10 protein-coding genes are annotated in these 13,015 nt (G+C 47.3%); 6 read left to right on the top strand and 4 right to left on the bottom strand.

Translation table 11 applies throughout. The annotated features are described in order from the left end of the window. Positions 1 to 16: 16 nt before the first annotated feature. The gene (locus AABA11_RS11275; RefSeq protein WP_338267993.1) at positions 17 to 1,930 is read right to left on the bottom strand and encodes an FAD-binding monooxygenase; all 1,914 of its coding nucleotides are present in this window, start codon (positions 1,928 to 1,930) and stop codon (positions 17 to 19) included. A gap of 132 nt (positions 1,931 to 2,062) precedes the next feature. Between AABA11_RS11275 and AABA11_RS11270 the strand changes: the two genes are divergently transcribed. The 3 genes from AABA11_RS11270 (at position 2,063) to mdoH (ending at position 6,954) form a co-directional block, all read left to right on the top strand. After that, positions 2,063 to 2,986 (top strand): LysR family transcriptional regulator, encoded by a 924-nt coding sequence (locus tag AABA11_RS11270; protein ID WP_338267991.1) that lies wholly within the window; start codon positions 2,063 to 2,065, stop codon positions 2,984 to 2,986. A gap of 240 nt (positions 2,987 to 3,226) precedes the next feature. After that, a complete protein-coding gene (locus AABA11_RS11265; RefSeq protein ID WP_338267989.1) occupies positions 3,227 to 4,798 on the top strand; it encodes a glucan biosynthesis protein G in 1,572 nt (523 codons plus the stop codon). 23 nt (positions 4,799 to 4,821) lie between these two features. Then, entirely contained in the window at positions 4,822 to 6,954 is a 2,133-nt protein-coding gene (mdoH, locus tag AABA11_RS11260; protein WP_338267987.1) for a glucans biosynthesis glucosyltransferase MdoH, read from the top strand. Positions 6,955 to 6,978: 24 nt separating this feature from the next. On the opposite strand, the gene AABA11_RS11255 is transcribed toward mdoH, so the two are convergent. Continuing rightward, positions 6,979 to 7,404 carry a VF530 family protein gene (locus tag AABA11_RS11255; RefSeq protein WP_338267984.1) on the bottom strand — a complete coding sequence of 142 codons (426 nt, stop codon included), beginning with the start codon at positions 7,402 to 7,404 and terminating at the stop codon, positions 6,979 to 6,981. Between the two features lie 186 nt (positions 7,405 to 7,590). Between AABA11_RS11255 and AABA11_RS11250 the strand changes: the two genes are divergently transcribed. Further along, positions 7,591 to 9,129: an NAD(P)H-hydrate dehydratase gene (locus AABA11_RS11250; RefSeq protein ID WP_338267982.1), complete on the top strand. Its 1,539-nt coding sequence runs from the start codon at positions 7,591 to 7,593 to the stop codon at positions 9,127 to 9,129. Between the two features lie 66 nt (positions 9,130 to 9,195). Here the strand turns inward: AABA11_RS11250 and fdhA are convergent, their stop codons facing one another. Then, positions 9,196 to 10,389, bottom strand: a complete 1,194-nt coding sequence (fdhA, locus tag AABA11_RS11245) for a formaldehyde dehydrogenase, glutathione-independent (protein ID WP_338267978.1) — start codon at positions 10,387 to 10,389, stop codon at positions 9,196 to 9,198. Between the two features lie 163 nt (positions 10,390 to 10,552). Beyond that, positions 10,553 to 11,434 (bottom strand): LysR family transcriptional regulator, encoded by an 882-nt coding sequence (locus AABA11_RS11240; RefSeq protein ID WP_338267975.1) that lies wholly within the window; start codon positions 11,432 to 11,434, stop codon positions 10,553 to 10,555. A 171-nt stretch (positions 11,435 to 11,605) separates the two neighbouring features. Here AABA11_RS11240 and AABA11_RS11235 point away from each other — a divergent pair, with 171 nt between their 5' ends. Continuing rightward, positions 11,606 to 12,310: a CoA transferase subunit A gene (locus tag AABA11_RS11235; protein WP_338267973.1), complete on the top strand. Its 705-nt coding sequence runs from the start codon at positions 11,606 to 11,608 to the stop codon at positions 12,308 to 12,310. Between the two features lie 42 nt (positions 12,311 to 12,352). Next, the gene (locus AABA11_RS11230) at positions 12,353 to 13,012 is read left to right on the top strand and encodes a CoA transferase subunit B (protein WP_338267970.1); all 660 of its coding nucleotides are present in this window, start codon (positions 12,353 to 12,355) and stop codon (positions 13,010 to 13,012) included. Positions 13,013 to 13,015: the final 3 nt, after the last annotated feature.

Below are 13,015 nucleotides of genomic sequence, written 5' to 3'. Positions count from 1 at the left end.
CAATGTGCCTGGTGCCTTAGCCTTGTGTCGTTAAGACTTTTTCAAAGAAGTCTTTTATCCCTGTGTAATCGTCCAACGGCAGAATATCTGCAACATATTGGTCTGGTCGGACGAGGATAATGCAGCCGTTTGCTTTATCGATGCCCCGTTGGTCATAAAACGATTTTCCTTCACAGACAGCGCTGTAGACTTTTTCGTAATCCTTTAGTCCGTATGGGCCTTTTGCTGGTTGTAACAGCGGATGGATATTCGCCATGTCCATTTCCCGGTGAGGTGCAGGGAAGACGGCTTGGACGTTGATGATGGCATCAATGTCGGCCTCTTTTGGTGTCACACGCGCTATGGGGGATGTTGTGTCATTCTGCAAAAAATCACATAAGGCGTTTATTCGGCACTGGTCTCCCATCGCGTCTTGTTGTCCTGCAAAGGCGATAAGGTGCCAGCGGCCATCGGCTTTCAAGCTGTGTCCCAAGTGAACTGGCTTGGCGTCAGCCAGGCGCGTCACTTTGGCAGAATGAAAACGCATGCCAATAGTTTGTCCGGTCGCCAAACCCTGATACTGTCCAGTCGATACTAAATCTGACGGCGGATAGTGGATGGCGGTACCGGCCGTAAAGCGGCCGAATTGAACAAAATATTTCTGAAATTCGGCAGGGTCGACCCCCTCTGGATTCGTGGCAGATTTTGGTTTGGCGCTGAACATTTTTGAAAACTCGCGATCAAAATCAATCAGTTGCTGAGCCACGGTTTGTCGCTCGAACGAGTAAGATTTAAGCAGCTCTGTGTTGGCTCTACCAGTCAATACGTGAGCCAGTTTCCAGCCCAAATTCCATGTGTCATTGACGGATGTATTGAGGCCTTGTCCGGCTTTTGGGCTGTGGGTGTGGCAAGCATCGCCCGCAAGAAATACATGTGGCAAATGGGTCTCGTCAGAATCATCAAATGCCGTAGTAAGCCGCTGTCCAATTTCATACACACTCCACCATGCAATTTCTTTCACATCGATGGTATAGGGATGCAAAATGCGATTAGCCGCGGCAATCAGATAATCCGTCGTAATGTTTTGTTTACTGAGGCGCTCATTGTTTTTCAACTTGTCTAATTCAATATACAAACGCACCATGTAGCCGCCTTCGCGGGGAATGATGAGCATGTTGCCTTCGTTACTGGAATGGATGGCTGACTTGAGACGAATGTCTGGAAAATCCGTTGTCGCTAATACATCCATGACGCCCCATGCTTGGTTAATAGAGTCACCGACTAGCTCTCGACCAATCGACTTACGAACTGTGCTACGAGCACCATCGCAACCCACAACGTATTTGGCTTTTACCGTTTCAATAACGCCAAGGTGTTGTGAATCTAGGCGTTCAAAAGTCAGGGTAACGGGATAATCGGCGTCGTCGTGATTGACCGTCAGGTCGAGTAACTGGCGGGAATAATGTGGCTCAATTTTGCGGCTGCCGTGACGCATAACCTCTAAAAAAGCATCGTGAACGCGCGCTTGGTTGATGATAACGTGGGGCATTTCTGACAAGTCATCTTCGACATCTTGTATCTTGCTGCTGCGGGCGATTTGTTCTGGTTGCTCTGCATCGGGCTTCCAAAAAGCCGTTTCGTTAACCCAATAGGCTTCTTGTTTAATGTGATCGGCGAAATCGTAGGCTTCAAACATTTCCATGGTTCGGCACGCGATACCATCGGCTTGACCAACTAAAAGTCGGTCGTCTTTTTGTTCCACAATGCTGGTCGAGATGGACGCAAATTTTGATAATTGCGCCGCGAGGTTTAGCCCTGCTGGACCGCAACCAACGATCATGACGTCAACCTGTTTTGGCAACGGCTGCTTCAGCGGTGGCGCGATAACGCGATCGGCTGGGTGGCTGATTCTAGGGTCGCCTGGATGAAAACCGTCTTGGTAAAATTGCATGGTGAATCCTCTTATTATTGTTAGTGTGTTCGATTGGGAAAAGACTTGCTGTCTTGTGTTAAATCTACTTTAATGCTTTTTAGATATCAGGAATAATAGATTTTTTGATCAAGACTAATAGAAAATGCATAGATGAATCCTAACCTATTAAAGCAATTGGCCATCGTGGTAAAGCAGGGATCGTTGAGTCGCGCCTGTGAACAGCTCTATATCACGCAGCCGACACTGACGCGCAGCATTCAGCAGTTAGAAATGAAGGTGGGCGCACCTGTGTTGGTGCGAACACGCTATGGCGTTCAGCCCACGGATATTGGGGTGAGGTTGGCGCAAATTGGCGAGCGAATTTTGGCTGAAACCGAGCAGGGTGAAGAGATCATTCGTCAGTTCCATAGCGGTTATCAGAATGAATTTGTGATTGGAATCGACCCATTGTGGGAATTTGCCACCGTTGAGCAAATGACGGCATTTTTTATGCGAGAGACGCGCTATGTGTTTCATTTTCGCACGGGTTCTGCCGCAGCGCAGATTGAGTTATTGCAGAAGGGTGAATTAGATTTTTTATTAGCGCCTGCACATTTGTCGGTGAAACAAGGTGCTCTAGAAAGGCAGCTCCTTTTTAAAGATCGGTCTGGGGTGTTTGTGGGCAAAAAATCACCATTGAGAGGGGCGAAAAAGGTGATCTCTCAAGCCGTGCTAGAACAACAAAATTGGCTGGTGGCTGGCGCAAACGCGGGTTTTTTGGATCGACCAAGTGAACTGATTGGCCTAAAAGCCGCCAGCATGGCATTTACGGGCAGCATTCGTTCGGTTTTGCACTTGTTAAACACGACGGATATGTTGGTTCGATTGCCTGCTCGGTTGGCGTTGATGACGGGCGACATTCAGCCAGATCAGATGATTCAAGTAGAAGGGCCGCTAGGGCCAAGGCGAGACATCGCGCTTTGGTCTCGAGTCGATAATTTGGAGCGTCCTGATGGAATGAAAGTGCAAGTTTTGCTTCAGGATTTTATGAAAAATTTAGAAGCGTCTATACCCAGGTTCGAACTGCCCTTATGATATTGGTGATACGATACAGAGTAACGCTTACCACTTTTTCTCCTTAATTCTTATGATTTCCTCCAACTTTACTGCCTTAATCTAAGGTGTCTTTGACGATATGATACTCACCAAATAGCGGCCACCCTTGGTTTTTGTATGTGGTTGTTTCCTTATTAGTTGTTCCCATTGTAAAAAACAAGAGAGCTTTGTTTGATTTCTTTCCCTCAATGTCGTTCCACTGCGTTTGGATTTATCAAATTGCCTTTTTTAACCTCATTGTTATTGAGCACGATCGGCTACGTGCAAGCCAATGACATGGAAACGGAAGTCGATATTTCGCCCGTTCTGGATCAACCCCAACTCCAGATCGCGAATGAAGCCACCTCCGCGGCTATACCGAACGGCTATGCTTTTTCTCACCAAACAGTGATTGATTTGGCAAAAGAGTTGGCTAAATCTCCTATGACGCCCGCTGAAAAAGCCCCGCAAACATTAAGAAACATGGATTATTCCATGTATCGACAAATCAATTTTCAACAAAACCAAGCGGTTTGGGGCAATACACCCACTAAATTTTCTGTGCAGTTGTTTGCGCCAGGTTTTTTGTACCAAGATTTGGTGTCGATTGATGTCGTTGAAAATGGCCGAGCGGTGCCGCTCAGTGTGTCATCCGATTCGTTTTCTACACCGAATAATGAAATAGGTGAACTGATTGCCAAAGTAGGCAAATACGCTGGATTGCGACTGCATTATCCGATCAATAAAGCGGACATAAATGATGAGTTTATTGTCTTTCAAGGGGCGAGTTACTTTCGTGCCGTTTCAAAGGGGCAGTCTTATGGGTTATCGGCTCGCGGCCTCGCCGTCGATGTGGCACAGCCAAAGGGTGAAGAGTTTCCTATGTTCAAACAATTTTGGATTGAACGACCAGCGTCAAGCCAAGATGCCATTGTGGTGCATGCCTTATTAGACAGTAAAAGCATTACTGGTGCTTATCGTTTTGGCATTTATCCGGGGAAACCGACACGAGTGGATGTGAAGGCAACGCTGTTTCCTAGAGTGGATTTGAAGCATGTTGGTATTGCGCCATTAACGTCTATGTTCATGCACAACACGTCTTTGGATGTGTCTGAGGTGCCAGATTATCGCCCTGCGGTTCACGATTCGGATGGACTACAGATATTAACTGGACGAGACGAAATGGTGTGGCGTCCGCTAAATAATCCAAAAACACTGCAAGTCAGTGCTTTTAGTGATGTCTCACCCAAAGGTTTTGGTTTGATTCAACGACATCGTCGATTTGAAGACTACCAAGATTTGGAAGCCAATTACCATACGCGGCCCTCCGCATGGATTAAACCGATGAATGACTGGGGGGCAGGGCATGTTGAATTGGTGGAAATTCCTTCTACAGCCGAAACCAATGACAACATTGTTGCCTATTGGCAGCCCGCTGAAGGCTTAAAAAAAGACCAAACTTACACCTATCAATATTTAATGACTTGGTCCAATGACACGCCGGTGTCATTGGATTCCCCTCGAATTGTGCGCAGCGCCAAAGGGGTGAAACTGTTCAAAACAAGCCCAGAAGTCGTGATCGATTTTAATAAGATGCCAGATGTTAATGTGGATACCTTGACCGTAGACGCAAGCATCAGCAAAGGGCGTATTTTAGAAGCCCTTATTGTAAAAAATCCACATAACAATGGCGTTCGCGTATACGTGTCTTTTGATCCTCAAGACGCCGATTTGTCTGAATTGAGAATACAGTTAAAACAAGGCGATACGGCGGTTGCACCTACTTGGTTGTATCGCTGGATGAAGGAATAGTCATGCTAATAAAGGATTACACAATGAAACCCGCTTTACCTATCCGCGCGCCGTTAGACATGCCTCGACACGATGTGAATGAGGCTTCTCAGGCGCGTAAGCTCAGAGTGCAGCACTTTAATGTCACGACGTTTTTGGCGCGTTTGTTTGTTTTGGCGAGCACTTTGGCTTTGTCTTGGTACGGCGCAACGGAAATGTACGATGTGTTGAATACCAACGCGATCGCTGGTTTACAGTGGGCGTTTTTGGTGTTGTTTTGCATTAACTTTACGTGGATTTCATTTGCTTTTTCACAAGCGACATTGGGTGTGGTTTTTCAATTGTGGCCGTTTTCGCGTCGACGCCATGAACAAGATGTAGAGGGTGTGACGGCCATTTTATTGCCGGTTTATAATGAAGATCCGTTGCGAATTCGATCCAATATTCAGGCCATGCACGAAGACCTGATGAAACAGGCTCCAGGTAAATTTGCATTCTTCATTTTGAGTGATACCAACCGAGCCGATGCGTGGGTTGCCGAAGAACAAGCGTTTTATCCGCTGCTGAATGACGATGCGGCGGCCTGTCCTATTTATTATCGTCGTCGCTACCATAATGCGGAACGCAAAGCCGGTAACATTGCGGAATGGGTGACGGGGTACGGAGACGATTATGAATGCATGATCGTATTGGATGCCGACAGTTTGATGGGCGCAGAATGTTTGATTTCACTGACTCGTCGCATGGCGGCAGAGCCGGGGTTAGGTCTGATTCAAACGTTGCCGACCATCATTCGCGCGAATACTTTATATAGCCGAATTCAGCAGTTTGCTAATCATTGTTTTGGGCCAATTTATGCGTCGGGTCTGGCGGCGTGGCATGGTTATTCGTCTAATTTTTGGGGGCACAACGCCATTATTCGCACGAAAGCTTTTGCTGATGCGTGTGGTTTGCCTATTTTGGAAGGTAAAGCGCCTTTCGGTGGTCATGTTATGAGCCACGATTTTATGGAAGCCGCACTTTTGCGTCGTGCAGGTTGGGGCGTTCGCTTTGATACCGACCTCACCGCGTCCTATGAAGAAGCGCCGCCGTCGCTGGTGGATGTGATTGTGCGCGATCGTCGTTGGTGTCAGGGAAATTTGCAGCACAAAGCCTTTGTGTTTGCTAAGGGTTTTCATATTGCGACTCGATTGCATTTGCTGTCTGGCATCATGTCTTATTTAAGCGCTGTGTTTTGGCTGATGCTGATTGTCGTAGGTTTTGCGTTGGCAGTTCAGGCCTATTTTGTTCGTCCTGAGTATTTTGCTAATCCTTCTTTGTTTCCTACTTGGCCGGTATTTGATTTCGAGAAAGCGCGCTCTTTGTTCATCCTGTCTATGGCGTTGGTGTTAGCCCCTAAAGCTTACGGTTGGTTGTCGGCCGTGTTGAACGTGCGTCGCTGTATGCAATTTGGTGGGCCGATTTTACTGACGTTGAGCACCTTGGCCGAAACGATTTTGTCGGCTTTGTACGCTCCGATTTTGATGCTGTCTCAGTTTCAGGTGGTATACGATGTTTTCAAAGGTCGAGACAGTGGCTGGAAGCCGCAATCCCGTGACGACGGTGCCACGTCATGGAAAGTCGCCGCTCGTGCTCATTGTAGCCATACGTTACTAGGGCTGGGTTTAGCGGGAGGAGCACTGTTTTTAAGTAAAGAGCTTTTCTATTGGTCGTTACCGATCAGCTTTGGTTTGATCTTGTCCATTCCATTATCTTGGCTAAGCGGCGGCGCAAAACGAGGCAATGTTATTCACTATCTAGGATTGATGCGCGCGCCAGAAGAAAAACGCCCACATCCAATTATTGCCATGCAAAGTCGTTATGATAATGACCAAACTGAGCTTGATTTTGATCGCGCGGCATCTTCTTTAAAGCGCTTATCGTCTGATCCTGAACTGTTTTATTGGCACCTAGCACAAATGCCAACCGATGAACCTAACAAAGAATTTTGCCGTGCTTGGATATGCGCTGAATGGCAAATCCTTAACAGCAACAATATTCAAAGTTTGCTAGACCATCTAAATGAAAAAGAGTGTCTTGCCATCCTGCAACATCGAGAACTGATGGCAGCAATGGCGAAGTATTTACCAGACCAAAAGCGGGTCGGTGCGCTGGCTGAAAGAGAGGCGTTGGCGTAGAAAATACGAAGCAAAAACGTTGGCTTATCGCTTCCACAAATTTTCGAACTCACGTTCTTTATAGCGTTTTGACTTGCCGTGCTCTGCTGCTTTTTTGGCCTGTTTCTCGCGTACACGTTCAGCATCTTCGAAACTCAATTCTGCTGGTTCGCGGGGTGTTTGGCCTTCAGGGATAATGCGCTTTCGCGGAGGTAGTTCAAACTGCTCAGAGGAGACTCGCGGTAAGTTTTTGTATTGATACAGATAAAAAATTTCCACTTTTTCCCGCGCCCACTCGGTTTTCTTGAGGAATTTCACACTGGATTCAATACTAGGATTCGTTTTGAAACAGTTGATGTTTAGATAGGCGTAAAGAATCTCAAAACCATAGTGATCAACTATCTGGGTGAGTAGCTCTTGTAACCCCAGACCGTGTAGAGGATTGTTTGTGTAGTTGATCTCGTCGTTCATAAAAGTGTCCGGTCATAGTCTAAAGTAGGTTAAGTCTTTCGCGACATCATACCTGTGTCGTCTGCGACAATATAGCAATGCTTAGTATAGGCTCTAATTTAGAGTACGATTGCAATCGTATGTCTTTAAAAAAAATATGAATACAAAAAAACGATGCTCAATAGGTGAAAGGTAATGGAGTACAGGATGAGACAAGATAGCCAAATGCTGTTAACGCCAACCGAAATGGCGTTAGCGGATTCGGCTGCCGTTAAGAAGGGCGTGCCAGCGGTGAGTTTGATGGCGGCAGCGGGTTTTGCTGTGGTTGAAGCCATTCGTCGACGTTGGTCAAAACGTACTGTTCTGGTGTTGTGTGGGCCGGGTAATAATGGCGGCGATGGTTTTGTGATTGCTCGACTTTTGCACACCGCAGGGTGGCCGGTGTGCTTGGCTTTTCATGGGGATGAAACGTCTCTTTCGAAAGAAGCCATGCATCATTTCAAAGCGTGGCAAGGGCGAGTCGAAACCTTCTCTGATGCGCTTTTTGATGGGGTTGAGCTAGTTGTTGACGCCATGTTTGGTGCTGGCTTATCAAGACCATTAGACGCTCGTTATCGTGACATGGTGAATGCGATGATAGCGCGTAAACTGCCAATTTGTGCCGTGGATGTGCCAAGCGGTGTTGACGGTTCTACTGGCAAAGCGCTTGGTGAGGTTGCGCCAGCCGCATTAACCGTGACGTTTTTTCGCAAAAAACCAGGGCATTTGCTGTTCCCCGGTCGTGCCTTATGCGGAGAATTGGTCGTTGCTGATATTGGTATTCCCGAACAGGTGTTAGTGGATATTAACGTTCAAACTTGGGAAAACAGCCCCGAACTATGGTGTCAGGATTACCCTTGGCCTAGGTTAGAAGGACACAAATTTCATCGTGGTCATGCGGTCGTGTACGGCGGTGAAAGTACAACGGGAGCGAGTCGTTTAACCGCTCGAAGTGCGTTGCGTATAGGCGCTGGATTGGTGACGGTAACGGCACCGAGTCGAGTTTGGCCCATATATGCGGCCTCATTGATCAGTGTGATGGCGACATCGCTAGATGAAGGGCGCGAACAAGAGGCTTTTGCCGAATTGCTGATTGATGCGCGTCATAACGCTATTTGTATTGGTCCGGGAGCTGGTTTGCAAGGTGAAGAAAAAGTGCGCACCCGTCATGCTGTGCTGTCTGCTTTGGCAACCAAACGCGCTGTAGTATTGGATGCTGATGCGCTCAGTGCTTTTTCAGACGATCCGCACACGCTTTTTGACGCTATTAATGGCCCTTGTGTGATGACGCCCCACGAGGGGGAGTTCGTGAGAGTGTTTCCAGAGATTAATAACAGCCCTGAGATTAATAACGTTCACGCTACTGACAAAGTAACGCGGGCGCGACTTGCCGCCAAACTGAGCGGTGCTGTCGTGTTACTAAAAGGCGCAGACACCGTGATTGCTTCACCTGATGGTCAGGCAATTATCAATTCGAACGCGCCGGCGCATTTAGCAACGGGTGGTTCTGGTGATGTGCTAGCGGGTTTTATTGTCGGCTTGCTTGCTCAAGGTATGGCGCCATTTGATGCTGCCGCGGCGGCAGTTTGGTTACATGGTGAAGTGGCTAATGTGTTTGGTATAGGTCTTATTGCTGAAGATTTACCTGAATGCTTACCCGGTGTACTGAGTGATTTTAAACAACACTATTGTTCAACGGAAAACTAACAAAAAGACCAACGATAGGTTGGCCTTTTGCATTATTTGTCAGAGATTCACTAAAGAATGGGCGGATTAACTGACCATTTTATGTGGATCGATAACGAATTTTTTCGCGGCGCCGCCATCAAAGTCGGCATAGCCTTGTGGCGCTTGATCTAATGAGATCACTTGTACGTTAACGGCTTTGGCTATGTCGATCTTATCAAACAAGATGGCTTGCATCAGTTGACGATGGTATTTCATAACTGGGCATTGGCCTGTATGAAGCGAATGAGACTTCGCCCAACCGAGGCCAAAACGCATGCTTAGGCTGCCTTGTTTCGCCGCGTCATCAGTGGCACCTGGGTCTTCGGTAACGTACAAACCTGGAATACCAATTTGTCCACCCGCGCGGGTCATTTGCATCGCAGAGTTTAACACCACAGCAGGGGATTCTTGATGGTGATTGCAGCCACAAGCGTGTGCTTCAAACCCCACACAGTCTACAAAAGCGTCCACTTCACGATCACCAAGAATGGCTTCAATTTTGTCTTGAATATCCCCTTCTTGAGTAAGGTCGATGGTTTCGCAACCAAACGAACGAGCTTGATCCAATCGATCTTGAACCATGTCACCAACGATAACACAGGCGGCACCAAGCAAATGCGCCGAGGCTGCGGCCGCTAAACCAACAGGGCCAGCACCCGCAATATAAACAGTAGAACCCGGACCTACGCCTGCGGTAACGCAGCCATGGAAACCAGTGGGAAGAATATCAGAGAGTAATGTCAGGTCTTGGATTTTCTCCAACGCTTGATCGGCATCAGGGAATTTCAGCAAATTAAAATCAGCATAAGGCACCATGACGTAGTCGGCTTGCCCACCAACCCAGCCGCCCATGTCAACGTATCCATACGCCGCACCGGGACGAGCTGGGTTAACGTTTAAACAAATCCCTGTTTTGCCTTCTTTACAGTTACGGCAACGACCACAAGCAATATTGAATGGCACAGACACCAAATCGCCCACTTTTAGAAACTCTACATCGCGGCCGCACTCGATGATTTGCCCCGTGATTTCATGACCAAGTACTAAGCCACTTGGCGCGGTTGTTCTACCCCGAACCATGTGTTGATCGCTACCACAAATGTTGGTGGTAACGACTTTGAGAATAACGCCGTGGTCACATCGGCGTTTGCCAATAGCCAGTTCTGGGAAGGGAATAGCGTCGACTTTAACGGTACCGTTACCTTGGTAAATAACGCCTCTGTTTGCGTGGTTACTCATAATGACATCCTTTTTTGCTGTTGTTTTTGTTGTGTGCGTGACTGGTCATTTTGTCACCAGTAGCAAAAAGGATGGGTCTTTATACGACAGAAACAGGGGCTGAAAACGACGCAACACGAGGGAGCCTCGCTGTTTTTCGTTTATGTTTTTTTATTGGGCGGGTTCAAGCATAGGTATTGATCAGCACATCCAGCATGGCGGCAGCAGCGATGGATAAATGAGACCTCGGATGGCAGATTACGCCAACGCGACGGCGGATCTCAGGTTGTATGATAGGGCGGCAGGTTGCGCCTTGCTCGCTGGCTTGTTGTCGGCACAGTGCGGGAACCACGGCGACGCCCATGCCTTCGCTGACCATACGGCTGACGGTGGCAAGTTGGTGAGCATCAAATGCGACGTTGAGTTCTATACCCGCTTTATTCAAGGTGCTTTCTATCATGGTGCGCACACTGGAAGGCCGCTGCAAGGTAATAAAATCGTATTTTAGTAAGGCTTCCCAATGAATCTCTGTGTTTGCTTCTAAGGGATGATTGTTAGGCAAAATAGCGATAAACCTGTCTTCATACAGCGGATAAAAAGACAAGTCGAGCAAGGTATTTGGCTCAAAAGTAATGCCCAATTCCACTTGGTTATTGCGCACCATTTCGACGACGGTATCGGAGAGCACATCGTCTATGGCGACCTGAATACTGGGATAAGATGCGTGATAATTGCGAATGGCTTTGGGCAGGAGTGACGCAGCAAAAGACGGCATGGATGCAATGGTGATTTTGCCCAGTTGTAAGGCAAAGCGTTGTTTCATTTCGTCTTCGGCGTTTTCCCATTGTGCTAATAGTCGCCTTGCAATGGGAACAAGCGCTTCGCCTTCTGGCGTGAGGGTAATGTGCCGCGTGGTGCGAGTAAACAGCTTGCCGCCTAAATTATCCTCCAAACCCTTAATCGATAAGCTCAATGCGGGTTGAGACAAATGCAGCTGTGTGGCAGCACTGGCAAAGCTCATTGACTGGGCAACGGCAAGAAACGCTCTAACTTGTTTTATATTCATGACGTCCTTTACGCACATCTGTGCTTGCTAATACTGAGTCTATTTATCTTATTTTTATGATCTTAAATATATTTGTAAAACTTATTAATAAATAGGAAAAACAAATTTAATTAATCGATCCGTATGAGTCAAACTGATCGGCAATCAAAATAATAAAAGTAGGAGAAGACAATGGCAGGTTTCGACAAAGTTGTTGCGTCTTATGAAGAGGCAATGACGGGGTTAGAAGATGGCATGACAATACTGGCCGGTGGCTTTGGCTTGTGCGGTATTCCTGAAAACTTAATTGCTGAGATCAAACGCAAGGGCACCCGTGATTTGACGATTGTATCGAATAACTGTGGAGTGGATGGCTTTGGCTTGGGGATTCTACTCGAAGACAAACAAGTGCGCAAAATGGTGTCGTCTTATGTAGGCGAAAATGCTTTGTTTGAGAAGCAATTATTAAATGGTGAGCTTGAAGTCGAATTGACGCCTCAAGGCACGTTAGCCGAAAAAATGCGCGCAGGCGGCGCGGGTATTCCCGCTTTTTACACCGCAACTGGCGTGGGTACGCCGGTTGCCGAAGGCAAAGAAACCAAAGAATTTCATGGCCGTGAATATCTATTAGAAGAAGCCATTGTCGGCGACTTCGCCATCGTTAAAGGCTGGAAAGCCGATCGCTACGGTAACGTAATTTACCGTCATACCGCACAAAACTTCAATCCTCTGGCTGCGACCGCAGGCAAAATTACCGTAGTAGAAGTGGAAGAAATCGTCGAGGTTGGCGAGCTGGATCCCGCTCACATCCATACGCCGGGTATTTATGTGAATCGAGTGGTGCTTGGTACGTTTGAAAAACGCATCGAAAAAAGAACCGTTAAGAGCGCCGAATAAGCCCACAGAATAAGACAACAGAATAAGAAAAAGAGGTTTCCTATGTCACTGACCAGAGAGCAAATGGCGCAACGAGTTGCCCAAGAATTACAAGACGGTTTTTACGTTAACCTTGGGATTGGTATTCCTACCTTGGTGGCAAATTACGTTCCTGACAATATGGAAGTGATGCTGCAATCTGAAAATGGTTTGTTGGGTATGGGCGAGTTTCCAACCGAAGACACCATTGATGCCGACATGATCAACGCTGGCAAACAAACGGTTACCACAGTAAAAGGCGCGTCGATTTTTTCCTCCGCAGAATCGTTTGCCATGATCCGTGGTGGTCACGTGGATTTAACGGTGTTGGGTGCCTTTGAGGTGGATGTAAACGGCAACATTGCGTCGTGGATGATTCCTAATAAATTGATCAAGGGTATGGGCGGCGCGATGGATTTGGTCGCCGGTGCCGAGAATATTATTGTCACCATGACGCACGCCTCCAAGGATGGTGAATCCAAATTGCTGTCCAATTGTTCTTTGCCATTAACAGGCAAAGGCTGTATCAAAAAAGTCCTCACAGATTTGGCGTGGCTTGAAATAGAAGACGGTGCTTTTGTGTTGAAAGAAAGAGCACCGGGCGTGTCTGTTGAAGACATTATTGAAAAGACGCAAGGTAAATTGATCGTGCCAGATCATGTGCCAGAAATGGTCTTCGCCTAATAA

The organism is Marinomonas pontica, from assembly GCF_036322735.1.
Lineage (GTDB): Bacteria > Pseudomonadota > Gammaproteobacteria > Pseudomonadales > Marinomonadaceae > Marinomonas > Marinomonas pontica.
Note: the sequence above shows the minus strand (reverse complement) of the source record. Positions and strands in the feature narration are given on the sequence as shown.

Coding starts and splice junctions, on each gene's coding strand:
- AABA11_RS11275 (WP_338267993.1), bottom strand. CDS start 1,930: ATGCAATTTTACCAAGACGGTTTTCATCCAGGCGACCCTAGAATCAGC.
- AABA11_RS11270 (WP_338267991.1), top strand. CDS start 2,063: ATGAATCCTAACCTATTAAAGCAATTGGCCATCGTGGTAAAGCAGGGA.
- mdoH (WP_338267987.1), top strand. CDS start 4,822: ATGAAACCCGCTTTACCTATCCGCGCGCCGTTAGACATGCCTCGACAC.
- AABA11_RS11255 (WP_338267984.1), bottom strand. CDS start 7,404: ATGAACGACGAGATCAACTACACAAACAATCCTCTACACGGTCTGGGG.
- AABA11_RS11250 (WP_338267982.1), top strand. CDS start 7,591: ATGAGACAAGATAGCCAAATGCTGTTAACGCCAACCGAAATGGCGTTA.
- fdhA (WP_338267978.1), bottom strand. CDS start 10,389: ATGAGTAACCACGCAAACAGAGGCGTTATTTACCAAGGTAACGGTACC.
- AABA11_RS11240 (WP_338267975.1), bottom strand. CDS start 11,434: ATGAATATAAAACAAGTTAGAGCGTTTCTTGCCGTTGCCCAGTCAATG.
- AABA11_RS11235 (WP_338267973.1), top strand. CDS start 11,606: ATGGCAGGTTTCGACAAAGTTGTTGCGTCTTATGAAGAGGCAATGACG.
- AABA11_RS11230 (WP_338267970.1), top strand. CDS start 12,353: ATGTCACTGACCAGAGAGCAAATGGCGCAACGAGTTGCCCAAGAATTA.